This is a genomic window from Allobosea lathyri (assembly GCF_900108245.1).
GTDB lineage: Bacteria > Pseudomonadota > Alphaproteobacteria > Rhizobiales > Beijerinckiaceae > Allobosea > Allobosea lathyri.
This window is the reverse complement of sequence record NZ_FNUY01000001.1, coordinates 664,631-691,029: the sequence shown is the minus strand read 5'-3', so window position 1 is coordinate 691,029 and position 26,399 is coordinate 664,631. Positions and strand designations below refer to the sequence as shown.

At 65.4% G+C, this 26,399-nt stretch carries 25 protein-coding genes; 13 read left to right on the top strand and 12 right to left on the bottom strand.

What is annotated here, in order from left to right; all coding sequences use genetic code 11:
• Positions 1-5: 5 nt before the first annotated feature.
• The 4 genes from C4S73_RS03135 (at position 6) to C4S73_RS03120 (ending at position 3,843) form a co-directional block, all read left to right on the top strand.
• Positions 6-1,505, top strand: coding sequence for a tripartite tricarboxylate transporter permease (locus C4S73_RS03135; RefSeq protein ID WP_103870974.1), 1,500 nt, complete (start codon positions 6-8; stop codon positions 1,503-1,505).
• A gap of 66 nt (positions 1,506-1,571) precedes the next feature.
• Entirely contained in the window at positions 1,572-2,543 is a 972-nt protein-coding gene (locus tag C4S73_RS03130; protein ID WP_103870973.1) for a tripartite tricarboxylate transporter substrate-binding protein, read from the top strand.
• 311 nt (positions 2,544-2,854) lie between these two features.
• Positions 2,855-3,280, top strand: a complete 426-nt coding sequence (locus tag C4S73_RS03125) for a DUF1236 domain-containing protein (RefSeq protein ID WP_103870972.1) — start codon at positions 2,855-2,857, stop codon at positions 3,278-3,280.
• Between the two features lie 161 nt (positions 3,281-3,441).
• Entirely contained in the window at positions 3,442-3,843 is a 402-nt protein-coding gene (locus tag C4S73_RS03120) for a DUF1236 domain-containing protein (RefSeq protein WP_103870971.1), read from the top strand.
• 65 nt (positions 3,844-3,908) lie between these two features.
• On the opposite strand, the gene upp is transcribed toward C4S73_RS03120, so the two are convergent.
• From upp to C4S73_RS03095, 6 genes are all read right to left on the bottom strand, one after another.
• Positions 3,909-4,550, bottom strand: a complete 642-nt coding sequence (gene upp / locus C4S73_RS03115) for a uracil phosphoribosyltransferase (protein ID WP_103870970.1) — start codon at positions 4,548-4,550, stop codon at positions 3,909-3,911.
• Positions 4,551-4,640: 90 nt separating this feature from the next.
• Complete coding sequence (locus C4S73_RS03110; protein WP_103870969.1) at positions 4,641-5,858, bottom strand: URC4/urg3 family protein; 1,218 nt, start codon at positions 5,856-5,858, stop codon at positions 4,641-4,643.
• Between the two features lie 14 nt (positions 5,859-5,872).
• On the bottom strand, positions 5,873-7,135 hold the full coding sequence (locus C4S73_RS03105) for a GTP cyclohydrolase II (protein ID WP_103871268.1): 1,263 nt from the start codon (positions 7,133-7,135) through the stop codon (positions 5,873-5,875).
• A gap of 148 nt (positions 7,136-7,283) precedes the next feature.
• Positions 7,284-7,445, bottom strand: coding sequence for a Thivi_2564 family membrane protein (locus C4S73_RS28430; RefSeq protein ID WP_200827905.1), 162 nt, complete (start codon positions 7,443-7,445; stop codon positions 7,284-7,286).
• Between the two features lie 319 nt (positions 7,446-7,764).
• Positions 7,765-10,290 carry a glycine--tRNA ligase subunit beta gene (glyS, locus tag C4S73_RS03100; protein WP_103870968.1) on the bottom strand — a complete coding sequence of 842 codons (2,526 nt, stop codon included), beginning with the start codon at positions 10,288-10,290 and terminating at the stop codon, positions 7,765-7,767.
• Complete coding sequence (locus C4S73_RS03095; RefSeq protein WP_103871267.1) at positions 10,290-11,207, bottom strand: glycine--tRNA ligase subunit alpha; 918 nt, start codon at positions 11,205-11,207, stop codon at positions 10,290-10,292. Before C4S73_RS03095 ends, glyS begins: the two co-directional genes overlap by 1 nt.
• Positions 11,208-11,438: 231 nt before the next feature.
• On the opposite strand from C4S73_RS03095, the gene C4S73_RS03090 reads away from it, so the two are divergent.
• Together C4S73_RS03090 and C4S73_RS03085 are read left to right on the top strand one after the other, a co-directional pair.
• Positions 11,439-11,726 carry a hypothetical protein gene (locus tag C4S73_RS03090; protein ID WP_103870967.1) on the top strand — a complete coding sequence of 96 codons (288 nt, stop codon included), beginning with the start codon at positions 11,439-11,441 and terminating at the stop codon, positions 11,724-11,726.
• A gap of 162 nt (positions 11,727-11,888) precedes the next feature.
• Positions 11,889-12,182, top strand: coding sequence for a hypothetical protein (locus C4S73_RS03085; protein WP_103871266.1), 294 nt, complete (start codon positions 11,889-11,891; stop codon positions 12,180-12,182).
• Between the two features lie 34 nt (positions 12,183-12,216).
• Here the strand turns inward: C4S73_RS03085 and C4S73_RS03080 are convergent, their stop codons facing one another.
• Positions 12,217-12,990 carry a tRNA1(Val) (adenine(37)-N6)-methyltransferase gene (locus C4S73_RS03080; RefSeq protein ID WP_103870966.1) on the bottom strand — a complete coding sequence of 258 codons (774 nt, stop codon included), beginning with the start codon at positions 12,988-12,990 and terminating at the stop codon, positions 12,217-12,219.
• Positions 12,983-13,207, bottom strand: coding sequence for a putative signal transducing protein (locus C4S73_RS03075; RefSeq protein WP_103870965.1), 225 nt, complete (start codon positions 13,205-13,207; stop codon positions 12,983-12,985). The genes C4S73_RS03080 and C4S73_RS03075 overlap by 8 nt, the downstream gene beginning before the upstream one ends.
• A gap of 170 nt (positions 13,208-13,377) precedes the next feature.
• On the opposite strand from C4S73_RS03075, the gene C4S73_RS03070 reads away from it, so the two are divergent.
• Entirely contained in the window at positions 13,378-14,394 is a 1,017-nt protein-coding gene (locus tag C4S73_RS03070) for a polyprenyl synthetase family protein (RefSeq protein WP_103871265.1), read from the top strand.
• Between the two features lie 16 nt (positions 14,395-14,410).
• Here C4S73_RS03070 and C4S73_RS03065 read toward each other — a convergent pair whose 3' ends face one another.
• The 3 genes from C4S73_RS03065 to C4S73_RS03055 all read right to left on the bottom strand — a co-directional run bounded on the left by C4S73_RS03065 (position 14,411) and on the right by C4S73_RS03055 (position 19,298).
• Positions 14,411-15,286, bottom strand: a complete 876-nt coding sequence (locus C4S73_RS03065) for a 4-(cytidine 5'-diphospho)-2-C-methyl-D-erythritol kinase (protein ID WP_103870964.1) — start codon at positions 15,284-15,286, stop codon at positions 14,411-14,413.
• A 63-nt stretch (positions 15,287-15,349) separates the two neighbouring features.
• Entirely contained in the window at positions 15,350-17,134 is a 1,785-nt protein-coding gene (locus tag C4S73_RS03060; protein ID WP_244595409.1) for a tetratricopeptide repeat protein, read from the bottom strand.
• A 484-nt stretch (positions 17,135-17,618) separates the two neighbouring features.
• Positions 17,619-19,298 carry an electron transfer flavoprotein-ubiquinone oxidoreductase gene (locus C4S73_RS03055; protein ID WP_244595408.1) on the bottom strand — a complete coding sequence of 560 codons (1,680 nt, stop codon included), beginning with the start codon at positions 19,296-19,298 and terminating at the stop codon, positions 17,619-17,621.
• Between the two features lie 179 nt (positions 19,299-19,477).
• Between C4S73_RS03055 and C4S73_RS03050 the strand changes: the two genes are divergently transcribed.
• The 4 genes from C4S73_RS03050 (at position 19,478) to ypfJ (ending at position 23,871) form a co-directional block, all read left to right on the top strand.
• Complete coding sequence (locus C4S73_RS03050; protein WP_103870962.1) at positions 19,478-20,299, top strand: uracil-DNA glycosylase; 822 nt, start codon at positions 19,478-19,480, stop codon at positions 20,297-20,299.
• Between the two features lie 125 nt (positions 20,300-20,424).
• Positions 20,425-21,855 (top strand): cytochrome ubiquinol oxidase subunit I, encoded by a 1,431-nt coding sequence (locus C4S73_RS03045; RefSeq protein WP_103870961.1) that lies wholly within the window; start codon positions 20,425-20,427, stop codon positions 21,853-21,855.
• An 11-nt stretch (positions 21,856-21,866) separates the two neighbouring features.
• Positions 21,867-22,871, top strand: coding sequence for a cytochrome d ubiquinol oxidase subunit II (gene cydB / locus C4S73_RS03040; protein ID WP_103870960.1), 1,005 nt, complete (start codon positions 21,867-21,869; stop codon positions 22,869-22,871).
• 109 nt (positions 22,872-22,980) lie between these two features.
• The gene (gene ypfJ, locus C4S73_RS03035; RefSeq protein WP_103870959.1) at positions 22,981-23,871 is read left to right on the top strand and encodes a KPN_02809 family neutral zinc metallopeptidase; all 891 of its coding nucleotides are present in this window, start codon (positions 22,981-22,983) and stop codon (positions 23,869-23,871) included.
• Between the two features lie 3 nt (positions 23,872-23,874).
• Here the strand turns inward: ypfJ and C4S73_RS03030 are convergent, their stop codons facing one another.
• Positions 23,875-24,363: a glycosyltransferase family A protein gene (locus C4S73_RS03030; RefSeq protein WP_103870958.1), complete on the bottom strand. Its 489-nt coding sequence runs from the start codon at positions 24,361-24,363 to the stop codon at positions 23,875-23,877.
• Between the two features lie 217 nt (positions 24,364-24,580).
• Here C4S73_RS03030 and C4S73_RS03025 point away from each other — a divergent pair, with 217 nt between their 5' ends.
• Together C4S73_RS03025 and C4S73_RS03020 are read left to right on the top strand one after the other, a co-directional pair.
• On the top strand, positions 24,581-25,714 hold the full coding sequence (locus C4S73_RS03025) for a PA0069 family radical SAM protein (RefSeq protein ID WP_103870957.1): 1,134 nt from the start codon (positions 24,581-24,583) through the stop codon (positions 25,712-25,714).
• Between the two features lie 28 nt (positions 25,715-25,742).
• Entirely contained in the window at positions 25,743-26,354 is a 612-nt protein-coding gene (locus C4S73_RS03020) for a ribonuclease HII (RefSeq protein ID WP_103870956.1), read from the top strand.
• Positions 26,355-26,399 lie beyond the last annotated feature (45 nt).

Sequence of the window (26,399 nt, the reverse complement as noted above, 5' to 3'; positions counted from 1 at the left end):
GCACCATGGATATGTTCTCCAATCTCTCCCTCGGCTTCGGCGTCGCGCTGTCGCTGCAGAACCTTGCGCTCTGCTTTGCGGGCTGTCTGGTGGGCACGCTGATCGGCGTGCTGCCCGGCGTCGGCCCCATCGCAACCATCGCCATCCTGCTGCCGATCACCTTCGGGCTCGATCCGGTGGGCGCGCTCATCATGCTCGCCGGCATCTATTACGGCGCTCAGTATGGTGGCTCCACCACGGCCATCCTCGTCAACATCCCCGGCGAGGCGACCTCGGTCGTCACCACGCTGGACGGCCACCAGATGGCCAAGCAGGGTCGGGCCGGCGTTGCGCTGGGCACCGCCGCGCTCGGCTCGTTCTTCGCCGGCTGCGTCGCCACCCTCTTCATCGCCGCGCTCGGCGCGCCGCTGACCAAGCTCGCCCTGCTGTTCGGGCCGGCTGAATATTTCTCGCTGATGGTGATGGGTCTCTGTTTTGCCGTCGTGCTGGCGCGCGGCTCGATCCTCAAGGCCTTCTGCATGATCATGCTGGGCCTGCTGCTCTCGACGGTCGGGACCGATCTGGAGACCGGCCAGGAACGCATGACCATGGGCTTTCCGCCTCTGGCCGACGGCATCGACTTCGCCGTGCTGGCGATGGGCGTGTTCGGCTTTGCGGAAGTGCTGCGCAATCTCGAGAACACCGAGACGCGCGATGTCGTCCGCGCCAAGATCGGCCGGCTCCTGCCCGGCTGGGATGACATCAAGCAGTCGATCAAGCCCGTGCTGCGTGGCACCTTGCTCGGCGGCATCCTCGGCATTCTGCCGGGCAATGGCGCGGTGCTCGGCCCCTTCGCGAGCTACACGCTCGAGAAGAAGCTCGCCAAGGATCCGTCCCGCTTCGGCAAGGGCGCGATCGAAGGCGTTGCCGGGCCGGAATCGGCCAATAATGCCGGCGCGCAGACCGCCTTCATCCCGCTGCTGACGCTGGGCATTCCCCCCAACGCCGTGATGGCGCTGATGGTCGGCGCCATGACCATTCACGGCATCATTCCCGGCCCGCAGGTCATGACCAAGAACCCGGAACTGTTCTGGGGCATGATCGCCTCGATGTGGATCGGCAACCTGATGCTGCTGGTCATCAACCTGCCGCTGGTCGGCGTCTGGGTGAAGCTGCTGCAGGTTCCCTACCGCCTGATGTTCCCGTCGATCCTGATCTTCTGCTGCATCGGCATCTACTCGGTGAACAACCAGCCGGTCGATGTTGCCTTTACAGCGATGTTCGGCCTGTTCGGCTATCTCCTGATCAAGCTCGGCTTCGAACCCGCGCCGATGCTGCTCGGCTTCGTGCTCGGCAAGCTGATGGAAGAGAAGCTGCGTCAGGCGCTGATCATCTCGCGTGGGTCGTTCATGACCTTCCTGGAGAGGCCGATCTCGGCCGGGCTGCTCGTCGTCGCCGTCGCCATCCTCGTGATCGCGCTGTTGCCGTCGATCAACAAGAAGCGCGACGAGGTCTTCACCGAATGACGGGGTTGTAGCGTCAATCGCACTGCCCCAGTCTCATTCCAAAGCAAATCCTAGGGAGAACTACCAATGAAGAAGCTTGCCATCGGCCTTGCGGCCGCCATGACGCTGGCGCTTGCCGGCGGCGCCCAGGCCCAGGCCTATCCGACGCGGCCGATCACCATGATCGTGCCGTTCGCGGCCGGCGGACCGACCGACATCATCGCGCGCATCGTCGGCGACCATATGTCGAAGACGCTGGGCCAGCAGCTCGTGATCGAAAACGTCGCCGGCGCCGGCGGCACCACGGGCATCACCCGCGCGGTGACCGCAGCGCCTGACGGCTACACCATCGCGATGGGCCATCTCGGCACCTTCTCGGCCGCGCCTGCGACCTATCCGGGTCTGAAATACGACCCGATCAACGGTATGCAGACCATCGGCCTGGCCGGCGGCACGCCGATCCTGATCGTCGCGCGCAAGAACCTGGAGCCGAAGGATCTCAAGGAGTTCGTGGCCTATGTGAAGGCCAATGCCGACAAGGTCAACGAAGCCCATGCCGGCCTCGGCTCGGTGTCGTGGACGACATGCACGCTTCTGAAGGGCCAGCTTGGCGTTCCCAAGCTCAATGCCGTCGCCTATCGCGGCACGGGCCCGGCGCTGAACGATCTTGTCTCCGGCCAGATCGACTTCATGTGCGACCAGATCGTCAGCGTCGCCGAGCAGGTGAAGGCCGGCACCATCAAGGCCTATGCCGTCGCCTCGGCGCAGCGCTCGCCGGCCCTGCCGGACGTGCCGACGACCACCGAAGCCGGACTGCCCGAATATCAGATCGAGGCCTGGAACGGCATTGCCGGCCCCAAGGGCATGCCGAAGGAAGCCGTCGACAGGCTGGTCGACGCACTCAACAAGGCGTTGAATGACGAGGGCACCAAGAAGCGTCTGCTCGATCTCGGCACCGTTCTGCCCACCGCCGAAGAGCGGACGCCGGCCGGTTTCGCCGCGCTGATCAAGCGCGACGCCGACAAGCTCAGCCCGGCCCTGTCGGCCGCGCCGAAGTAACCGGCCCGACACGACCTTCAAACGGCGGGCCGCTCAGCCCGCCTTTTTTTGTGACGTTCCTCAAGATACCAGCTCAAAACCGGACTTCGTCCACCGGCGTTAGAGCATGCTGCGTATTTCCGAGTGAAGCCGGCACGCTCCAGAAGCGACAAGAGCAGGGCGGCGGATCAGAGTGAACGGGCTGAGGCGTTGATGTTGCAGGAATTTTTCCCGCTTGGGTAACGATTAGTCACATCTCGTGACGCCCCCCGCAGGAACCAGATCGGCGCTTGCTCGTTTTCCTCCCAACGTCTCTTGGAAGGAGAACGACCATGATCAAGAAACTTGCCCTCGTTGCCGCCATCGCCATCCTGCCGGCCACGGCTTTCGCACAGCAGAACCCGCAGGGTGCGGCTGGTGGCGCAGCTAGCGGCGCCGCCAGCGGCGCTGTCGGCGGCGCGATCGTCGGCGGTCCTGTCGGCGCTGTCGTCGGCGGCGTAGGCGGTGCCGTCGTCGGCGCCATCATCGGCGACCAGACCCCGCGTTTCCGCCAGTATGTCGTCGAGCAGCGCGTGCCGTCCTACACCTATGCCGAGCCCGTAACGGTCGGCACGGTGCTGCCGTCGGAAGGCGTCGTCTACCATCGCCTGCCGGCCGAATACGGCCCGTCCGCTTCGAGTTACAGCTACACGGTGGTGAATGATCGCCCTGTCATCGTCGAGCCGCAGAGCCGCCGTGTGATTCAGGTCATCGAATAACCGACGCGGGACTTTTGAATAAAGCGAGGCCCGTGAATAAAGCGAGGCCCGGCCCGGCCCGGCGACGGGGCGGGCCTCACCTTTTGGTGATCACGCCGTCCGGAACCTCGGCGTAGCACCGGCGTTTTTTCGGGTGAGGCTGGGCATATCGGAGATCAACCATGATGAAGCGGATCTTACTCGCTGCAGTTCTGACTGCCCTTCCCGTCACCGCCTTCGCGCAGACCGCGGGTCCCCTGATTCGCGATCCTACGGGCGGCGTCACGCGCGATCCCGCTCTGGTCGGGACGGAAATGTTCTATCCGACTCTCACGCGAGATCCGGCGGGCGGGACGATGATCAGCGACGAGCAGGGCTTTCGGACCTATGTGATGGGCCAGCGCGTCCACTCGTATCAGTATGGTCAGCCCGTCCAGGTCGGCACCGTGCTGCCGGCGCGCGGCGTCGTCTATCGCGCGGTACCGGCGCAATACGGTGCACAAGGCTACCGGTACACGGTCGTGAACGACGAGCCCGTGATCATCGAGCCGCGCACCCGTCGCGTGGTCGAAATCATCGACTGACGGCATCCATTGAATGAGGAACCTTGGAAGGCCCGCGTCGGCAAACGGCGCGGGCCGTCTATGGTTCAGCGCGTGCCGAACATGCGGTCGCCCGCGTCGCCCAGGCCCGGCACGATATAGCCGTGGTCGTTGAGGCATTCGTCGATCGCCGCCGTCCAGATCAGGACATCAGGGTGGGCGGCGCGCAGGCGTGCGATGCCTTCCGGTGCCGCCAGCAGACAGACGAAGCGCAGGTCCTTCGCGCCGCGCTCCTTCAGCCGGTCGATCGCGGCCACCGCTGAATTGGCCGTTGCCAGCATCGGGTCCATCACGACGATCATGCGGTCGGCGACGTCCGAGGGCGCCTTGAAGTAGTATTCCACCGCCTGCAGCGTGTCGGGATCGCGATAGAGCCCGATATGGGCGACACGGGCGGCGGGAACCAGTTCCAGCATGCCGTCGAGAAAGCCGACGCCGGCCCGCAGGATCGGCGCAAAGACCATCTTCTTGCCGGCGATGATCGGCTGCATCGATTTGGTCAGCGGCGTCTCGATCTCGATCATCTCGATCGGCAGGTCGCGCGTGACCTCGTAGCAGAGCAGCATGCCGATTTCGTTGAGCAGCTGGCGGAAGCTCTTGGTCGAGCGGTCCTTCTCGCGCATCAATGTCAGCTTGTGCCGCACCAGCGGGTGATCGACGACGGTGACGCCGTCCTGGATGGTGGTCATTCCTGCAAGCCCCTCTTTGCCACTTCAGCCTTCATCCTGAGGAGCGCGGCAGGCGCGTCTCGAAGGATGAGGGCTGAGGGTGTTTCCAATTCAGAATACCGTGCCATCGCTGATGATGGTCAAGGGCGGGCCGCCATCCACGCGTTTTTCGCGTGCGATCCGGCGCCCGGCCGCCCAGGTGCCGCCCTCCAGCACTTTGGCGAGGGGCAATTCATCCCGGCTGTATCCAAGACTCCCCCGGATCGACGCACCGATTTCGTCGAGCAGCGCCACGGTCAAGGCTCGCCACTCGACGACCAGCGGTGAGCCGACCTCGTGAGCGCGCTGACGATCGGCTTCGTCCTTCAGCGCCAACACGCCGCAGTCGAGAAAGAGGCCGCCATTGCGGTATTCGGGCAGGCCGGTGAGGTCGTCGATATCGAGCACGGTGATGCCCGCCCATTGCAGCGGCTCGATCAGCGAATAGGTCAGCCATTGCGAGAGCTTGTGAAAGGGCACGAGCCCCTCGGTCGCGCTGCCCGGCGCTATCAGCGGGTGACGCCAGGTATCGCCCAGGGCCACGCCGGCAAGCGTCAACCGCGACGGCCAAATGCCACCAAAGCGCGCCAGAACCTCCGCCAGCATGTGGCCGGCCCGGATCGTGCCGGTCTCGGCTACGCCGACGAACCGGTCGAACAGGTCACCGGGACGCTCCAAACCATGGCGCTCAAGCTCCTCGCCAAGCCGGTTGAGCAAGGCAGCGCGGCCTTCCAGCGCCAGCAGCGGGTTCGATGGACCGGTCTGGAAGCCTTCCGCCAGCGCAGCTGCATCGAGGCGCTTCAGCGCCGTGGCGTCGGCACGCAGCGGCTGCTTCGGGTCGCTCGAGAACAGGCCCGCACCGAACATGTCGAGCGAGGCCAGAGCCAACCCCTCGGAACGGCCGATCGAGGTGCTCGAGGCGGTATCGTGGTAGCGCCAATCGGGGCCGGCGCCGGCGTCAAGGAGCACGCTGACGATCGCGAGATCATAAGCGGCCCGGCCACGCGCGCCGGCATCATGGAAATTGGCGCCGAGATCCAGCACGCTCCAGCGATCGATTCCCGCCGCTACGAAATGGCGCCAGCGCGCGTGGAAGGGGATGTCGAGCGTCGGGTAGTTCACCTTGATGGTATCCAGCACATAGGCGGCGCAGCCTTCCATCTGCTCCGGATGCACTGCGAAATGCAGGAGCTCGCCTGCAATGCCGAGCCTGAGCATTTCCTGCGCCCGCTCGCGGACGGCGGCAGGCTTGAGCAACAGGCGAAACGCCTCTGGATCACGATCTGGCATATCGGCTCGCGGGTTCAGAATTTATCGAGGTCGCGGCCGACAGTCGCCTTCAGCGCGTTGTCGCCGGGCGCACCCTCGGGGGAATAGTAGCCGGCCGCCTTCTTGGCCTCGATCTCGACCGAGGCATCGGGCGGCACCAGTTCGGGCGGGATCGCGACGCGTTCGCCGATCTCGATGCCGCTTTCGACCATGGCGTCGTATTTCATGTTCGACATCGACATCAGCCGGTCGATCCGGGTGATACCGAGCCAGTGCAGCACGTCCGGCATCAGCTGCTGGAAGCGCGCATCCTGGACGCCGGCCACGCATTCGGTGCGCTCGAAATAGGTCGCGGCCGAATCGCCGCCCTCCTGGCGCTTGCGGGCGTTGTAGACGAGGAACTTCGTGACCTCGCCGAGCGCCCGGCCCTCCTTGCGGTTGTAGACGATGACGCCGACCCCGCCGCCTTGCGCCTCCTTCACGGCCTCCTCGATGCCGTGCACGAGATAAGGCCGGCAGGTGCAGATGTCCGAACCGAAGACGTCCGAGCCGTTGCACTCGTCATGGACGCGGCAGGCGACCCGGCGCTTGGGGTCCGTGATCGCCTGGACATCGCCGACGATATAGGCCGTGATCGAGCCGATCGGCGGCAGGAAGACGCGCAGATCAGGCCGCGTCACCAGTTCCGGATACATGCCGCCGGTCTGCTCGAACAGCGTGCGGCGCAGTTCGTGCTCGCTCGTGCCGAAGCGCTCGGCGATGCCCGGCAGGTGCCAGACCGGGTCGATCGCGATCTTGGTGACGCTGATATCGCCCGATTTATGCAGGATGTGATCATCCGCCGCGAGCCTGTGCGCACCCATCGCCGCCAGGATCTCCGGCAGGTTGAGCCGGGCCTTGGTGATGGCGATGGTCGGGCGGATATCGACGCCCTCGCCGATCAGCTGCCCGAAATCCTGCGCGACACGGTGTCCGAAGGGGTCGAGCGAGACGATCCTGCCGGGCGCGGACCATTGCGGCTGCGGCGCGATCTCGGCTGTCGGATAGGTGTTGGTCAGGTCGGGGCGCTGCGACGGGTTCATCGCGCGGGCGGAGACCGCGAGCGCCCGGTAGACCGAATAGGAGCCGCCATGGGCCCCGATGACGTTGCGGTCCCCGGGGCTGGTGGTCGAGGCGATGACCGGTCCGCGCTCGGCGATGCTGTCCGCGCCCCATCGGATCGGGAAGCGCGTGGCCGCGTTGCCCGGTTCGGGATGGGAGGTCAGGCGGATATGCGTCGTGCGGTTCTGCTGGGTCATCGCGGGTTCGCCCTGCAAATAGGAAAGGGCCCCGGGACGATGGTCGTCCGGGGCCCTCTGGACCTGTCAAAATGTGACTTAATGCGAGAGCGGCGTCAATCGGCCAGCAGATATTCCGTTACGGCAGGCGCTAGACGATCGAGCGCGCTCAGAACACGGCGAGATAACGCAGCAGCGAGATGATGCCGATGACGATGACGATGATCTGCACGATGTTCTTGATCTGCGCGTCGAGCGGCAGCATGCGGACGAGATAAAGCACGAGACCAATGACGAGAACGGTAATGAGAAGGGAAATCAGAAGACCCATGATTTAAATCCTTTATCTCGGCCGAGAGCCGGCCCCCCGGAACCTGCACCCGCAACGCATTCGCAGCGCCAAGCTCCGCTGACAGAACGTCGCAGGGTGGGAATTGGTTCCGTTGCGGTGGCACGATGCCTTGCCGGCAAAGGCGCGGGGAACCCCTCTCCTGTAAGGAGAGGGGCGGGGGTGAGGTGTCGGCCCCTCGACCAGTCGCGTGATGGAATTGCGCGCGGTCGGGTCGCGGCTCTCACGACAAACGGCCTTACCCCTCACCCTGCCCTCTCCCTCCGGGAGAGGGTTCCCCGCGCTTTTCGCGGCATAGGGTTCAGCCGGCGATTCGCCCGAAATCGGCCACTGCGCGCGTCGCCTCGCGGAGCTGGTTGAGGAGGCGCAGGCGGTTGGCCCGGAGCGCCGGATCGGGATCGTTGACCGTGACCTGATCGAAGAAGGCATCGACCGCCGGGCGCAATTCGGCGAGCGCAGTCATGGCGCCCTCATAATCTTCCCTGACAACCGCGGCTTCCGCGGCCGGTGTGGCGCTGGCCAGAGCCACCGCGAGCGCCTTCTCCTCGATCAGCCCGGCATCGGCGATGAGCTGGAGATCGGCGGCCCCGGCAAAAGCGCCCTCGCCGTCCTTCTTCTCCTCAGCCCTGAGGATATTGGCCGCGCGCTTGTAGCCGGCGAGCAGGCTTTTTCCGTCCTCGGTGTCGAGGAAGCGCGAGAGTGCCGCGACGCGGCGGGTGATGAGGAGAAGGTCGTCGGAGGGCTGCCCTTCTCCCCTCGCGGGAGAAGGTGTCTGCGCAGCAGACGGATGAGGGGGCGCCGTGCCCTCCCCGGCTTGCGTATGAAGAGCGCCAGCACTGGCAGCGTCGCGCGCCCCCTCATCCGTCACGACGCTGCGCGCCGCGCCACCTTCTCCCGCGAGGGGAGAAGGGGAGCCTGCGAGAACTGCATCGACGAGGTCGTGTCGCGCCCCCTGATCGCGGAGCATGACTTTTAGGCGGTCGTGGAAGAAGGAGAGGAGGTCTCCAATTTTCTCGTCAGCCCAAGCTTCGTACCCGGGAACTATATCCTCAAAGATATCTACCGCTTTTACGCTTCCACCAAAGCGCGTGGCTGCGTCTTCAATGATATCGTCCTGTACTCCAAGGCCGCTCAAAGCCTCGACCGCTCCCAACGAAGCCATTTTATTGGTGTAGTACATCGTGCCGAGCACTGGCTTAAGCGCAGCAATACCAGTGTCAAACAACGGCAACCGCACCCCATTCTCAACTACCAACCGGATCACCCCCAGCGCCGCCCGCCTCAGCGCATAAGGATCTTTGCTCCCGGTCGGTTTCTCATCGATCGCCCAGAAACCGACGAGCGTATCGAGCTTGTCGGCGAGCGCCACGGCCACCGAAACTGGATCAGTCGGCACGCGGTCCGACGGCCCCATTGGCTTGTAATGCTCCTCGATCGCTGCGGCGACAGACGGATGTTCGCCCTGAAGCTCGGCGTATTTGCGCCCCATCAGCCCCTGCAATTCAGGGAATTCGCCGACCATCTCGGTAGGAAGGTCGGCCTTGGCAAGTTTTGCCGCGCGTTCGGCGTTCTTTACCAGCTCGGCCCGCTCGGCGTCTGGCAAGTCCTTGCCAATTATACCAGCGAGCTCGCGCGCCAGCGCGGCGATGCGCTGCACGCGCTCGCCTTGCGTGCCGAGCTTGGCATGGAAGACGACGCCGAGCTTGTCGAGCTTGGCCATGCGCTGGTCGAGCGGCTTCGACAGATCGAGCTCGAGCTTTTCGGCGCTCTCCCTGAAGGTGTCGAGATCGGGCAGCGAGCCCTTGTCGGTCGCGAAGAAATAGGCTGCGTCGGAGAGGCGCGCGCGCACGACGCGGCCATTCCCGGCGGTGATCGCCACGCCGCCGTCGCTGGCGACGAGGTTCGAGACCAGGATGAAGCGGTTGGAGAGCGCGCCGCTCATGGGATCGCGCAGCACGAAGCATTTCTGGTTGGCGCGGATGGTGGCGCGGATCGCTTCGGCGGGAATCTCCAGGAAGCGCTCCTCGAAGGATCCCATCAGCACGACCGGCCATTCGACCAGCCCTGCGACCTCCTCCAGCAGGCCCTCATCCTCGACGAGGTCGAGGCCCTGCGCGAAGGCGAGATTGCGGGCGTCAGTGAGGATGATCTCCTTGCGGCGGTCGGCATCGAGCACCACCCTCGCCTTTTCCAGGCTCGACACGTAGTCATCGAAGCGCCGCACCGTGATCGCGCCCGGCGCATGGAAGCGGTGGCCATAGGTGGTGTTGCCGGAGATGATGCCGTCGACATCGAAAGGCACGACCTCCGGTTCCTCGGTCTCGGCGCCGAAGGTGCACAGGATCGAGTGCAGCGGGCGCACCCAGCGCAGGCTGGCGCCGGCAGTCGAGGCCTTGCCCCAGCGCATCGACTTCGGCCAGGGGAAGCTGCGGATCACGGCGGGCACGATCTCGGCTATAGCCGCAACCGTCTCCTGACCGGGTTTTTCGATGACGGCGATGTAGCTGTCGCCCTTCTTCGGATCGCTGACGATGGTCGCCTGATCGAGCGAAGCCAGACCGGCTGCCTTGAGGAAGCCCTGCACGGCGGCGTCGGGAGCACCGACGCGCGGGCCTTTGCGCTCCTCGCGGACATCGCGGCCGCGAATGGGCAGGCCGGCAATGTGCAATGTCAGCCGGCGCGGCGTGGCGAAGGCTTTCGCGCCCTCATAGACCAGACCACGCTCGACCAGCGCATCGGTGACGAGCTTCTTCAGGTCTTCCGCCGCCTTGCGCTGCATGCGGGCGGGGATCTCTTCCGAGAAGAGTTCGAGCAGGAGATCGGGCATCAGTTGGCTCCCCCGCCGGCCGTCTTCAGCCAGGCCGCGCCGCAGGCCTTGGACAGTTCGCGCACGCGCAGGATGTAGCTTTGGCGCTCGGTGACCGAAATCACGCCGCGCGCATCGAGCAGGTTGAACATGTGGCTCGCCTTGATGCACTGGTCATAGGCCGGCAGCGCCAGGCTGTGGCGCGCATCAATGGCTCCTTCGCTGGCCTCGCCGGCCGCGAGCAGCGCCTTGCACTCGCCCTCGGCATCCGCGAAATGGCGAAACAGCATGGCCGTGTCGGCATGCTCGAAATTATGGCGCGAGAACTCCTGCTCGGCCTGCAGGAAGACGTCGCCATATGAGATGCGGTCCTCGCCATCGAGGCCGTTGAAATTCAGGTCGTAGACGTTCTCGACGCCCTGGACATACATCGCCAGACGCTCCAACCCGTAGGTCAGCTCACCCGCGACAGGCGCGCATTCGACACCCGCAACCTGCTGGAAATAGGTGAACTGGCTGACTTCCATGCCGTCGCACCAGCATTCCCAGCCAAGACCCCAGGCACCCAGCGTCGGGCTTTCCCAATCGTCCTCGACGAAGCGGACATCGTGCAGGGCAAGGTCAACGCCGATGGCTTTCAGCGAGTCGAGATAGAGCTGCTGCAGGTCCGGCGGCGACGGCTTCAGGATGACCTGGAACTGGTAGTAGTGCTGGAGCCGGTTGGGGTTCTCGCCATAGCGGCCATCCTTGGGACGGCGCGAGGGCTGGATATAGGCCGCTTTCCAGGGCTTTGGCCCAAGCGCCCGGAGCGTCGTCGCCGGATGGAAGGTGCCGGCACCGACCTCCATGTCATAGGGCTGGAGAATGACGCAGCCGCGTTCTGCCCAGAACCGCTGCAAGGTCAGCAGCAGGCCCTGGAACGAGCGGGTCGGGTTCAGCGAATCGGGCAGTTCGGCGGGAGCGGACAAGGCTTGAGCCTTCCAGATTATCCGGGGATCGCCGTGTGCTTAGGGGGTGGCGCCTGCCAAGGTCAAGCATGGCGCTGTCGCTGCTCCGGACAGGTTACGTTCATTCTGAGCCGGGTAATGTTCGCCTGAACCGTGGATTCGCGGCGTTCGGGGCGAGCGCTTGAGCCGGATCGGCGGTCCATAGTGACCAGGAGAACCGATATGCTGTCATCCCGCATCGCCGCCGCAACCTTTGGCGCCCTCACCCTGGCGGTCGCGGCCTTCGCCGCCGCCCCGACCTCTGCCGCACCCGTTTCGATGGGGACTGTTCAGACGGCGCAGTCGCAGGGCGATCTCGTGCAGCAGGCCCAGTATTACGGCCCGCGCCGCTATTACGGTCCGCGTCGCTATTATGGCCGGCCGGTCTATCGCCCGCGCTGCTTCTACACCAACCGACGCGTCTGGACCGGTTACGGCTGGGTCGTTCGCCCCGTGCGCGTCTGCCGCTGAGAAGGTTAACCGCGACAAGGCCTGCCGAGATGACGCCGCAATCTGACGACAAGCTGAACGGCGCGGTTTCGTGCCGTTCAGGTTCGGGAGCCTAGTCTTCCACTCAGGAACGACGGTCGATCGTGCGGCATGGGCCGCCGGCGCCACATTGAGGAGGATCTCATGTTCCGCAAAATGCTTCTCGCTTTCGCAACAGCCGCGACACTTGGCGGCGTTTCTCTCGCTGCAGCGCCAGCCTCGGCTGCGCCGATCGCCGCCGGGCAGCTGGCACAGCCCTCGGGCGACATGGTGCAGCAGGCGCAGTACTATTACGGTCCGCGCCGCTATTACGGCCCGCGCCGTTACTATGGTCCGCCGCGCTATTACGGGCCGCGCTACTATGGCCCGCGGCGCTATTATGGACCGCCGCGCTTCTATGGTCCGCGTCCCTTCTACGGACCGCGCTACTACTGGTAATCGCCATTGGTAATCGCCACGTCGGGCGCGGCCGTCAGCGCAGCGTCGTGCGCCCACGATGAACCGCATCGCTGATTTCAGTGAGGCGGCCGTCAGGCCCATTGAGAACGAAAGCCGGCAGCAGCTCTGCCGGCTTTCTGCTGTTCAGGACAGCCGTCACAACGACGCGAATGGCGGGCCGGTCCGCCAGCGCATGGATAGGCCGGATGGAAATGCCGCCGAAACCGGTTGCCAGCCCTGCCAGAAGCTCCGCCAGCGCCTCCGCGCGGTGGATGATCGCGATCTGCCCACCGGGACGCAGGACGCGCCGGGCCGTCTTGAACCAGGGCGCCAGCGAACCCTCGACGACATGGGCGGCGCGCCGGTTCGGCACCGGCGAGGCCCTGGTTTCCGCCGCCGCATAGAAGGGCGGGTTCATCGCGACGCAGGCAAAGCTGGCCGGGCGCAGCCCTGCTGCCGACAGGACGGCAACGGACGCGGCGATGTCGGCGGCGACCACATCGACGCGCTCCGAGAGCTGGTTGAGCGCGGCATTCTCAAGAGCCAGCGCCGCGAGATCGGGATCCCGCTCGACCAGCGTCACCCGCAGGGCGGGCTGCGCCAGTGCGGCAGCAAGCCCGATCGTGCCGACACCGGCGCCGATATCGAGCAAGGGTCCCTCGCCCAGTTCGGGCAAGGCCGCCGCCAGCAGAATCGCATCGCTGCCGGCACGATGGCCCTTTTTGGGCTGGCGCACGATCAGGCGCCCGTCGAGCAGCCGGTCCGTGACAATCTCGCCGAGCGCGGATGTCGCCCCGGCATCAAGCATCGCGCAATTCGGCGCCGTAGCCAGCCTCGACGAGCAGCGCGCGGGCCCGCATGCGATCGGCATCGCGAACCAGCAGGCGGCGCGGGAACACGCCGATCATGCCCTCGAGCGCGCTGATATGCTGGTCGGCGATCAGGCAATCGAGATTCGCAGACGCCAGCAGGGCCTCGATGGCCCCGAGCAAAACGATGTCGTTGGTGCGGATGAGCTCATGCATCGGTGCATGGAGCGCAAGCGCAGGCCTGTGCGCAAGTCCCCGCCGGTTTTCCGGTGAAAACCGGGTGCGGCGTCAGGGTGCAATTGCGGGGGCTTGCCGCCCATGCCACGGTTGTGAGAGGGCAACAGTCACCGCGCCGCGTAATGCGGAAGCTGGCCGGAGTGTATCAAGTGGGCGTCGTCGTACCGTTCGAAGACAAGGAAGTGGGCCAGGCCCGCATCGAAACCCTGGTCGACCTGACCCGTAGCGACATGGAGCGCGTCAACGCGATGATCCTGTCGCGCACCGGCTCGGACGTCACCATGATTCCCGAGGTTGCCAACCATCTGATCTCATCGGGCGGCAAGCGGCTGCGACCGATGCTGACGCTCGCGACCGCTGCGCTGTGCGGCTATAGCGGCGAAGGCCACGTCAAGCTCGCGGCCTCCGTCGAGTTCATGCACACGGCGACGCTGCTGCATGACGATGTCGTCGACCAGAGCGACATGCGCCGTGGCAAGCTCGCCGCCCGCATGCTTTGGGGCAACGAGGCGAGCGTGCTCGTCGGCGATTTCCTGCTGGGCCAGGCCTTCAAGATGATGGTCGAGGTCGGTTCGCTGCGCGCACTCGACATTCTCTCAACAGCAGCCGCCGTCATCGCCGAGGGCGAGGTGCTGCAGCTGTCCGTCGCCAAGAACACCGAGACCACCGAGGACGAATATCTCGCCGTGATTCGCGGCAAGACGGCGGAACTCTTCGCGGCGGCCTGCGAAGTCGGCCCCGTCATCGCCAATTCGTCCAAGGCCGATGCCGCGGCCTGCCGCAGCTACGGCCTCAATCTCGGCATCGCCTTCCAGCTCATCGACGATGCGCTGGACTATGGCGGCGTCGCCTCCAAGCTCGGCAAGAATACCGGCGACGATTTCCGCGAGGGCAAGATCACCTTGCCGGTCGTGCTCTCCTTCCGGCGCGGCAGCGACAGTGAGCGCGCCTTCTGGCGGCGCACACTTCAAGACGGTGAGATCAAGGATGGCGACTTTGAAGAGGCTCAAGGCATCATGCGCCGCCATCGTGCACTCGACGACACGATCGAGCGGGCCGAGCACTATGCCAAGATGGCCAAGGATGCGCTGGGCCTATTCCCGGCCTCGCCGATGAAGCAGGCGCTGAACGAGACCGTCGATTTCTGCGTCGCGCGGGCGCATTGAGGCGCGCGGCCGGCGGCTAGCGCAGCAGCGTCGGCGTCACCCACCAGCCCGGATGGGACCGCTGCAGGGACTTGGCGGCGTCGGCGCTGGCGCGGCAATCGTCGAACAGGGCAAAGCAGGTCGCGCCCGATCCTGACATGCGGGCGAGCCTGCATCCCGGCAGCCCGGCGAGCGTCGGCAGAACAGTATCGAGGATCGGTGCCACCGCTCGCGCCGGGCCTTCGAGATCATTGCCGGATCGTGAGAGTACGGCGATCAGGTCTTGGGCTGTCTCGCTATTCGTCTCCGGCAGCGTGCGGGACGAGGAAAGAGCCTGTCCCGCCTGAAGACCCAGCTTCCGGAACACCGCGACCGTCTCGACGGGCACGCCGGGATTGACCAGAACGGCGAAAAGCGGCGGCAGGCGCAAGGGCGGCCCCAGGCACTCACCGATACCCATCATCAGCCGCGCCCGCGATTCGAGACAGACCGGCACGTCGGCACCGACCTTGGCCGCGACATCGAGCAAAGCCGGCATGGTCGGCTGCAATCCATTCAGGCGCGCCAGCAGGCGCAGCGCACCGGCCGCATCGGCCGAACCGCCACCGATGCCCGAGGCCACCGGCAAGCGCTTGACGAGATGAAAACGGCCCCAGCGCAATGCGCCGAGTTCGCCAGAAAGCGCGCGTGCGGCGCGCAGGACGAGATTGTCGCCATCGACCGGTAAGCCATTGCCGCACGGGCCGCTGATGGTCAGCGACAGCTCCGGCGCCGGCTCAAGCGTCAGCGTGTCACCAACGCTGGCGAAAGCGACGAGGCTTTCGAGCTCGTGATAGCCGTCGGCGCGCCGGCCGATCACCCGGAGGTTCAGATTGACCTTGGCGCGGGCGCGCGTCGTCAGCGTCGAAGGCACGTCATGCTCGCAGCAATGGCGTCAGACGCCAGTCCTCAAACGCCAGACCTCAAACACCAGGTCTCAGCCGCCGTCCTTCTTGGACTCGTCCTTGCCGGGCTCTGCCGCATTGGCGGATGGCGGCTCGTCGAGCCCACGCTCGATCTTGCGCTGGATCTTCGCCAGATCCTCGGGCTCGGGGCTGAGATCGCGGGCGTGGTTCCACTGGAACTTCGCCTCCAGCTGGCGCCCGGTCTTCCAGTAGACATCGCCGAGATGGTCGTTGATCACCGGATCGGAGGGGCGCAACTCCATGGCGCGCTCCAGCTCGCGCGCCGCATCGTCATAACGCCCGAGCCGATAGAAGGCCCAGCCGAGCGAATCGGTGATGTAGCCGTCGCGAGGGCGGAGTTCGACAGCCCGGCGCAGCATGTCGAGCGCCTCGTCGAGCTTGAGATGCTGATCGACCAGCGAGTAGCCGAGATAGTTCAGCACCAGCGCCCGCTCGCGGCCGAGCGGCTCGGGCAGGAGTTCGAGCGCCTTGCGCAAATCCGCCTCGGCCTCGGGCCAGCGCTTGGTGCGCTCGCGGGCGATACCACGGAAATAGAACAGGTCCCAGTTCGCGCGCCCCGGCGAGGCAATCTTGGAGATGGCCTTGTCGTAGGTGTCGGCGGCATCGGCGAAAAGCTTGCGGGAGCGATAGATATTGCCCAGCGCCGACAGGGCATCGACATCGTCGGGCCGCTCCGCAATCAGCTTCTGGAGATGCTTCACCGCCTCCTCGGACCTGCCGAGGTTTTCAAGCGCGAGACCGGCCTGGATCTCGGCATTGGGGCGCAGCGGCGAGGATGCCGGCATCTTGTCATAGACCGCAACCGCATCCTCCGGCTGCCGGGCACGCTCCAGGATGTCGCCGAGCGTCAGGATGGCGAGGTCGTGGGAGGGATCGAGATAGATGGCCAGACGCAGATAAAGCAGCGCCGCGGCCTCGTCGCCCTGGCGGTTTCCGGCGCTGGCGAGCCCGTAGAGCACTTCGGCCGCGCCCTGCTGCGCCGTCGAGATCTGCCGTGCCGGGGCCTCCTTGGCGGCAATGCGCGTCATCCCGTCCCGGATGATCGGATGATTCGGAAGCAGGCGATCGAAATGGCCATAGGTCTTCAACGCGCCGTCGAGATCGCCGCTGCGAGCCTGGAAACGGGCCCAGAGATCGACAAGGCGCAAGGTCGTCTTCTCGGCGTCATATGCGCTCTTCAGCCGCTTCTCGGCGTCGGCCTTGCGGCCGGCCGCATCGAGGATCAGCCCCGCGTGATAATCGCGGAAGAGATTGTAGGAGGTTTCGCCCTTCAGGCGCTCCAGCGTTTCGATCGCCCGTGTCGACTGGCCGGAGCCGAGATAGGACCAGGCCGAGAGCAGCGTCGCGGTGATGTCGGCAGCGCGCCCCCTGCCGCCACGCTGCAGATGGTTGCGCGCGGTCTGGTAGCTCTTCTGCTTGATCGCGCGGATGCCGATCGCGAGCTGCGCCAGACCGTTGCTGGGATCGCGCTGGATCAGCTTGTCGGCGGCGCGAAACGCGTCGGGCATCGCGCCATCGGCCAGGAAGGCGACAAAGGCCCGCTCCAGCAGGTCGTTGTTCTGCGGATCGCCCTTGATGGCCTCACGCAGATAGATCGATGCCGCGCCGAGATCGCGCCCGGCCCCGGCAACGATCGCTGCCAGATAATTGCCTTCCAGGCTCTCGGCCGGCTCAAGCTGGTCGGTCGTGCGGACGGGGGTCGCTCCCTGCGCAGCGGCTGCTCCGACCGGCAAGGCCAATAGCAATGCCAGAGCGGCCGCCGCGCCCGGGCCACGGACCTTATTCAGAAATGTCACGACTGCCATTCTCCTTCGGTCCGCCGCCTCGACTGTCGCGGGGGGCGTGGTCCTTCAGCGCGACCGTGACCGCTTCGCGTATGCCGTCAAGATGGCCGTTTCCAGGCAGGCCGGCAAGCCGCCCCCAACGCGAATGCCGCGCCTGCGTAGCGGCGCTGCAACACTCGCTGAAAAGCACGCCAAAACGCGGCGTTCGCAAGCAATCATTCTCTATTCGTCAAGCTTTCGGGACTAGGCTTATTTCGCTCGCACGTGTCGCGACGATTCGTCTAGGATCATTCAAATGAAAAAGATCGTTCTCAGCGTTGCCGCCGTCTTCATGCTGGCGGGTTTTGCTGCTGGCTGCGCCCAGCCGGAGAAGCCGGCCCCGACTGTCATCCGCAAGGGCTGACCCCGACCTAACGGTCGAAAACAACAAAGGCGCGCCATGCTCACGGCGCGCCTTTTTCGTTGAAATGGCAACAGTTCCGATGCCGCAACCCGATCACATATTCGAGTAGCCGGGCCCGCCGCCACCTTCGGGAACCGTCCAGTTGATGTTCTGGGCGGGGTCCTTGATGTCGCATGTCTTGCAGTGCACGCAATTTTGCGCGTTGATCACGAAGCGCGGCTCGGTTTTCGCCTCGGCATCCTTGTAGACGACCTCATAGACCCCCGCCGGGCAATAGAGCCGCGCCGGCTCACCATAGAGAGGCAGGTTCTTCGCGATCGGGATCGAGGGGTCGAGCAGCTTCAGATGGGCCGGCTGGTCTTCCTCGTGATTGGTCGAGGACAGGAAGACCGATGACAGCTTGTCGAAGGAAATCTTTCCATCGGGCTTCGGATAAGAGATCGGCTTGACCTCGCTGAGCGGCTTCAGCGTCGCATAGTCCGGCTTGCCATGCTTGAGCGTGCCGAAAGGCGACCAGCCGAAGAGCTGGTTCAGCCACATGTCGATGCCGCCAAGGCCGATCCCAAGCAAGGTGCCGTATTTCGACCAGAGCGGCTTGACGTTGCGAACCGGCTTGAGGTCGCGCCCGATCTCGGAATCGCGCCAACCCTGCTCGATCTCGATGACCTCGTCATGCGAACGGCCGGCGGCCAGCGCAGGCACGAGATGCTCGGCCGCCTGCATGCCCGACAGGATGGCGTTGTGGCTGCCCTTGATGCGCGGCACGTTGACGAAGCCTGCCGAACATCCGATCAGCGCGCCGCCCGGGAAGGTGAGCTTCGGCACCGACTGCCAGCCGCCCTCGGTGATCGCGCGCGAGCCATAGGAGAGGCGCTTGGCCCCGTCGAAGAGATCGCGGATCAGCGGGTGGGTCTTGAAGCGCTGGAACTCGTCGAAGGGCGAGAGCGTCGGGTTGTCGTAATTCAGGTGCACGACGAAGCCGACGGTGACGAGGTTATCGTCGAAATGGTACAGGAAAGAGCCGCCGCCGGTGCCGTTCTGAAGCGGCCAGCCGAAGGAGTGCTGCACCCGGCCCTTGTGGAACTTCTCCGGCTTGACCTGCCAGATCTCCTTCAGGCCGATGCCGTATTTCTGCGGCTCGCGGTCCTTGTCCAGACCGAACTTCCGCATCGCGATCTTCGAGAGCGAGCCGCGTGCGCCCTCGCCCAGCAGCGTGTAGCGGCCGCGCAATTCCATGCCGCGGGTGAAGCGCTCGGAGACCGTGCCGTCCTTGGCGATGCCCATATCGCCGGTCGCGACGCCCAGGACCGCGCCATTATCGTCGAAGAGCAGTTCGGCTGCCGCAAAGCCCGGATAGATCTCGACGCCCAGCGCCTCGGCACGGGCGCCAAGGTAACGGGCGACCAGCCCGAGCGAGCCGACGAAATTGCCGTGATTGTTCATCAGCTTCGGCATGCCGAAATTCGGCAGGCGGATGCCGTTGGGCTCGGTCAGGAAGTAGAATACGTCCTCGCTGACCTCGGTCGTCAGCGGGCGGGCATCGTCCTGGCGCCAGTCCGGGAGGAGCTTGTCGAGGCCGATGGGGTCGATGACCGCACCCGAAAGGATATGGGCGCCGATCTCGGCTCCCTTCTCGACCACGACGACGGAGATGGTCTCGTCCAGCTGCTTCAGGCGAATCGCCGCCGCGAGGCCGGCAGGACCGGCGCCGACGATGACGACGTCATAATCCATGCTCTCGCGTGGTTCGCTCTGCGCTTCCTTGAGATCCATCCCGCCCTCCGAAGGCCCCAACCGGCCTCAAACCTGTTTAGTTTATATATGAACCATATTTTCCATGCGCTCAATCGCGCACGGTGCGTCAGTCTGGAAACCCTCTATCCAAGCGCGCGTTCCAATTTGCAACCGCAGCGGCTCGCGAAGAGCCCTTCAGACGTGATAGGCTGACGGCCATGAGCTTGTCCGTCTCCCTCGATCCCACTGAACTCGTGACCTGGTATGCCGAAATGGGCATCACCGAGGCGCTGGACGAGACGCCGCACAACCATTTCGCCGATCCGTTGCCCCAGACCAATGCCGCGATGCGATCGCCCGCGCTACGCGCGGTTCCGTCGTCAGGCAGGGCGGTTTCGGCAACGCGGCCGATGCCGGCGGCGGCCACCGCGCCCGACGATGCGGCGATCAGCGCAAAGGCTCTGGCGCAGGAAGCATTGAATCTGGAGGCGCTGAAGGAGGCGCTCGGGCGCTTCGAAGGCTGCGCGCTCAAGGCCACGGCGAAAAACCTCGTCTTCTCTGACGGCAACCCGGCGGGACGCGTGATGCTGGTCGGCGAGGCGCCGGGCGCCGACGAGGACCGGCTCGGCCTGCCCTTCGTCGGTCGCTCCGGCCAGTTGCTCGACCGGATGCTCGCGTCGATCGGCCTCAGCCGCAAGGAACACGTCTATATCGCCAATCTTCTGCCATGGCGGCCGCCGGGAAACCGCACGCCGACGCCGCAGGAGGTCGCGATCTGCCTCCCCTTCATCCAGCGCCAGATCGAATTGGCCGATCCCGACATCCTCGTTTGCGTCGGCGGCCCCTCGGCTCAAGGGTTGCTGGGGCTAACGGGCATTCTGGCCTCGCGCGGCAAATGGGTGGAGTATGATACCGGCACGCGGCGAATCCGCGCGCTTGCCACGCTGCACCCGGCCTATCTGCTGCGCCAGCCGCTGCAGAAACGCCTGGCCTGGCGCGATATGCGGGCGCTGAAATCGGCGCTCGAGGAGAACACATGACCGCCTGCGACATTGCCAGCAGAAGGTGAGCGCACCGGTTTTGACGTAGATCATATGCAGCGATGCTGCTGACAGGGCAGTGTCGTCCCAGCCGCTCTCGCGGTGAAGCCGGACGGAGCCTTGCGATGATCATCGACGCCTTTCTGCTATCGCGCATCCAGTTCGCCTTCACCATTTCCTTTCACATCGTCTTTCCAGCCTTCACGATCGGCCTTTCGGCCTATATCGCGACGCTGCTGGCCCTGTGGATCAGGACCGGCGACCAGAAATTCCATCTGCTGGCGCGCTTCTGGACCAAGATCTTCGCCGTCTCCTTCGCGATGGGCGTGGTCTCGGGCATCGTGCTCTCCTACCAGTTCGGCACGAACTGGAGCCGCTTCTCGGTTGCCGTCGGCAATGTCATCGGCCCCTTGATCGGCTATGAGGTGCTGACCGCCTTCTTCCTGGAGGCCTCCTTCCTCGGCGTGATGCTGTTTGGCTGGAAGCGCGTGCCGCCCTGGCTGCACTGCCTCTCGGCCTTCATCGTCGCCGGCGGCACGGCGCTGTCGGGCTTCTGGATCCTCTCGGCCAACAGCTGGATGCAGTATCCGGCGGGCCATGAGGTTCGCGACGGCATCGCCTACCCGGTCGACTGGCTGCAGATCGTCTTCAACCCGACCTTCCCCTTGCGCTTCGCGCATATGATGACCGCGGCCTATCTCACCACCGCCTTCGTGGTGCTGGCGACCGGCGCGCGCCATCTGATGGTCGGGCACCGCACGGAATCGGCCAAGACGATGGTGCGCATGGCGATCCTGATGATTTCCATCACCGCCCCGGCGCAGGCCCTGATCGGCGACTTCCACGGCAAGCAGACGGCGAAATACCAGCCGGCCAAGCTCGCTGCCATCGAGGCGCATTGGGACTCGTCGAAGCCCGCCCCGCTGGTGCTGTTCGCCTGGCCCGACGAGGTCGCCGGCGTCAATCGCTTCGAAATCTCGATTCCCGGCGTCGCGAGCCTGCTGACCCATGGCAGCATGGATGCGCTGTTCCCGAGCCTGAACGATTTCGCCGTCCAGGACCGGCCGCCGGTGAAAATTCCCTTCTTCGGCTTCCGCATCATGGTCGGCATCGGCGTCTGCATGATCGCATTCGGATGGCTCGGCGCATGGCTCTGGCGGCGGGGCACGGTCTTCGAGTCGCGGCGCTGGCTCTGGGTGGCGCAATATACCTGGCCGCTCGGCTTCATCGCCATCCTGTCGGGCTGGTTCGTCACCGAGGTCGGCCGCCAGCCCTGGCTGGCGACTGGGGTGATCCGCTCGGTCGACGCGGTTTCTCCGGTGACGACGACGCAGGTTGCGATCTCGCTCGCCCTCTTCTTCTGCGTCTACTCCGTCGTCTTTGCGGCCGGCATCGCCCTGATCAACCGGCTGATCGACAAGGGGCCCGACGAGATCAGCGCGGATGACCCGCCGGAACAGCCATCCCGGCGCCCGCTCAAGGCGGCTCAGGGGCCGGCCTCCCAAATCTTCGGCGACGGTCATCCCGGCGACGACAAGATCCAACCGGCGAACTGAGGAGAGATCAGATGGAATGGTATCTCCCCGTAATCTGGGCCGGGCTCATCGGCATCGCCGTCCTGCTCTATGTCATCCTCGACGGTTTCGACCTCGGCATTGCCATCCTGTTCCCCACGACCAAGGACGAGGGCGAGCGCGACCAGATGATGAATTCGGTCGCGCCGTTCTGGGACGGCAATGAAACCTGGCTGGTGCTGGGCGGCGGCGGCCTGTGGGTCGCATTCCCGACGGCCTATGCCATCATCATGCCGGCCTTCTATATCCCGGTGATCCTGATGCTGCTGGCCCTGATCTTCCGCGGCGTCGCCTTCGAATTCCGCTGGGTCGCCAAGCCGAAGCATCAGGTCTGGGATCTCGCCTTCTGGCTCGGCTCCACCGTTGCCGCCTTCTCGCAGGGTCTCATCCTCGGCGGCATGATCGAGGGCATCACCGTCGTGAATCGGGAATTCGCGGGCGGCCCCTTCGACTGGCTGACGCCCTTCACCGTGATGTGCGGCGTCGGCGTGGTCGTCGGCTATGCGCTGCTGGGCGCGACATGGCTCGTCTACAAGACCGACGGCAAGGTCGCCGAGCGCGCCCGCGGCCAAGCCAAGATGCTGCTGCTCGGGCTGATGGCCTTCGCCGTCCTCGTCTCGCTCTGGACGCCCTATGCTCACCCGCGCATCGCGGAGCGTTGGTTCACCCCGTCCAACATGATGCTGCTCTGGCCGTTCCCGCTGCTCACCGCCTATTGCGGCTACATGGTGTGGAAGCGGCTGCACGGTCAGCACGAGTTCACGCCCTTCGCCTTCACCATCGCGATCTTCGTGCTCTGCTTCCTCGGGCTGGCGATCTCGAACTACCCCTTCCTCGTCCCGCCGAGCCTCACGATCTGGGACGTTGCGGCGGCGCCATCGTCGCATGTCTTCGTGCTGATCGGGGTCAGCTTCCTGCTGCCGATGATCCTGTTCTACACCGCCTTCGTGTACTGGACCTTCAGGGGCAAGGTCAGGGCCGATAGCGGCTATCACTAGCTGCGCCGGAACCGTCCTCGGTCTCGTGTATTACCTTCTCTTGGAATGACGGCTTGAGTTCTCGCCGTCTGTCCACGAGATTGCGCGGACGCGTTCGAGGGGCTGAGCCATGAAGTGGGAAGATTATCGTCAGTCCGAGAATGTCGAGGACCGGCGTGGCGGCGGGGGCGGCACCTTTGCCGGCATGCCCGGTGGTCGTGGCGGGCTCGGCATCGGCACCATGGTGATGCTCGGCCTTGTCGGCTGGGCGCTGGGCATCGATCCGCGCATCCTGATTGGCGGTGCCGAGATGATCGGCGGCATCGGCGGACGCAGCCCTCCGACGCAGGAGACGCGCAAATCAGCAGGTCCGCCTTCGGACGAGATGGGCCGCTTCGTCTCGGCCGTGCTGGCCCAGAACGAGGACGTCTGGACCAAGGTTCTGCCGCAGCAGGCGAATACGCGCTACCAGGCACCGCGCCTGGTGCTGTTCTCAGGCGTCGACCGCTCGGGCTGCGGCACCGCGCAGGCCGCGATGGGGCCATTCTATTGCCCGCCCGACAAGCGCGTCTATCTCGACCTGTCCTTCTTCCAGGAGATGCAGCGCAAGCTCGGCGGCGGCGGCGACTTCGCCTATGCCTATGTCATCGCCCATGAGGTCGGCCATCACATCCAGAACCTGATCGGCATCCTGCCCAAGGCGAATCAATTGCGCGAGCGTTCCTCCGAGCGCGATGCGAACGCGATCTCGGTCAGGATCGAATTGCAGGCAGACTGCTTTGCCGGCGTCTGGGCCCATAACGTCCAGGCGATGGGACGCATCGACTCCGGCGACGTCGAGGAGGCTATGAAGACGGCCGCCGCGATCGGCGATGACCGCCTGCAGCGGGCGTCTCAGGGTCAGGTCGTGCCCGACTCCTTCACGCATGGCTCGTCGGCACAGCGCACGCGCTGGTTCAACACCGGGCTGACGACGGGTTCGATGCAGAGCTGCGATACCTTCCGGACCAACCAGCTCTGACGTTCAGGGCTCCGCGCGCTCGCGGCGTATAGCGAGGCGGCGCGGGGCGCTGCCCAGCTTGCCCGCGAGCACCAGCCCCTTGGGCACGACGAGGCCGGCGCGCAGCCGACGGCCGCCAAACGAGACTGCAGCGCGCTCGCGCAGCGAACCGGCGACGCCACGCAACGGAATCAGCGCCGGCACGTCCGGTGCCAGAATGAGATGGCGTTCCACGGCCTGCGTCCAATGGGGCAGAGGCACGTCGCCGGCATCGAGCAGGATCAGCCAGTCGCCGCGCGCCTGTGCGCCGCCCAGGTGCCAGCCATCGGCGCTTCCAGCCCGCAGATAGCTCGCGCCGGTCGCGTCGGCGAGCCGCTCGATATCGCTGCTGCCGATCGCATCGACGACAACCGCATGGCCCAGAAAGCCGTCCGCAACGGCAGGGATCAGGACAGAAAAGGTCGCGGCGAGTGCTTTGGGCGAGCCAGCGGCTCGGATCACGGCTGTGAGCATGCGCAAAGCAATATGACGCGACGCAACATGTCGCAATCCTGTCACTTGCAATTTGTTCTCTATACGTTCACATTGAAGATGTGATCAGGCGCCGATTCCCGGCGCTTTCAGGACGGTTCAGCGCATGCGCCAGGCCAAACCCTTTGCAAGCTCGTCGAGCAGACCCTCTGCCCGGCCCGTTCCGGCCCAGCCACTCAGGCGGCAGGACGGCGAACCGATGTCTGTCTCGGCATCGGTCTCGGCACGCATCGCCCCCATCGAGCCGCTCGCCTATGCCGGCCATCGCATCGACCCTGAACGGCGGCGCGGGCGCGGCGCGACGATCAATCCCGGCGGCCGGTTCGAGTCGGAGCAGCGTGTCAACGAGGACGATGGCTGGGGTTCGCTCGGCGAATTGCCGCCGTTCAAGACCGAGGTCGCGATCGAGAAGCCGCGCACCATCATCACGCGAAACGACTCGCCCGATATTTCCTTCGATCGCTCGATCAACCCGTATCGCGGCTGTGAGCATGGCTGCGTCTACTGTTTCGCAAGGCCGAGCCATGCCTATCTCGGCCTGTCGCCGGGGCTCGACTTCGAGAGCCGGCTGACAGCCAAGCCCGATGCCGCGATCCTGCTGGAGAAGGAACTCTCTGCCGCGTCCTACCAGCCGCGCACCATCGCGATCGGCACGAATACCGACGCCTACCAGCCGATCGAGAAAAAGCTGCGCATCATGCGCTCGATCCTGGAAGTGCTGGAGCGGTTCAACCATCCGGTCGGGATCGTGACGAAATCGGCGCTGGTCCAGCGCGACATCGACATCCTCGCGCCGATGGCGGCAAAGGGGCTCGCCAAGGTGGCGATCTCGCTGACGACGCTCGACCCGAAGCTGGCGCGGGGCATGGAGCCGCGGGCGGCCTCCCCGATCAAGCGGCTGGAGACGATCAAGGCCCTGTCGGAGGCCGGCATCCCCGTCACCGTTCTGGTCGCGCCGATCATTCCCGCAATCAACGAGCATGAGATCGAGCGCATCCTCGACGCGGCCAAGGCGGCTGGGGCGCGCGAGGCGGGCTATGTCCTGCTGCGGCTGCCGCTGGAGGTGAAGGATCTGGTGCAGGACTGGCTGCTGACGCATCATCCCGACAAGCTGCGGCATGTCGTCTCGCTGATCCGTTCGACGCGCGGCGGCAAGGATTACGACGCTGCCTGGGGCCAGCGTCAGGTCGGCTCGGGTCCCTATGCCTGGATGATCGGCCGGCGCTTCGAGATGGCGGCCGAGCGGCTCGGCTTCAATGGGACGCGGCTGCGGCTGCGCAGCGACCTGTTTCTCAAGCCGGAGCGGGAAAAGGCGCAACTCAGCCTGTTCTAGCCCGGCGACCTGCGGCATAAGCCGCGCCATGAGCGCCGATTTCAGCCGCGAGCGGCAAGCCATCACGGACGGATTATGGCCCCTTGCGGGAGTCGACGAGGTCGGGCGCGGGCCGCTGGCCGGGCCGGTGGTGGCAGCCGCCGTCATTCTAGACCCGAAGGCCGTGCCCGACGGGCTCGACGATTCGAAGCGGCTGAGCGCGCTGCGCCGCGAGGAGTTGTTCCGCGACATCGCCGAATCCGCCCTGGCCATCGGCATCGCCAGCGTGACTGCGGCCGAGATCGACGCGATCAACATCCGGCAGGCGACGCTGCTGGCGATGCGCCGCGCGGTGGCGGCGCTGCCGGTCGCGCCCTTGCGCGTGCTGGTCGACGGCAATGATCCGCCGGTTTTCGGCTGCTCCTGCGAGGCGATCATCCAGGGGGACGGGCTTGTCGCCTCGATCGCGGCAGCGTCCATCGTAGCCAAGGTGACGCGCGACGGGATGATGGTGCGGCTCGGCCGGCGCTATCCCGCGTATGGCTTCACGGCGCATGTCGGCTACGGCACGGCCCAGCATCGCGCCGCGCTCATCGAGCACGGCCCCTGCCCCGAGCACCGCTACTCCTTCGCCCCGGTCAAGGGCGTCTGGCGGCGCTGAACTACCCCGCCGAGGCGGGCGCGCCGTTAACCCGAATTTAGCAAT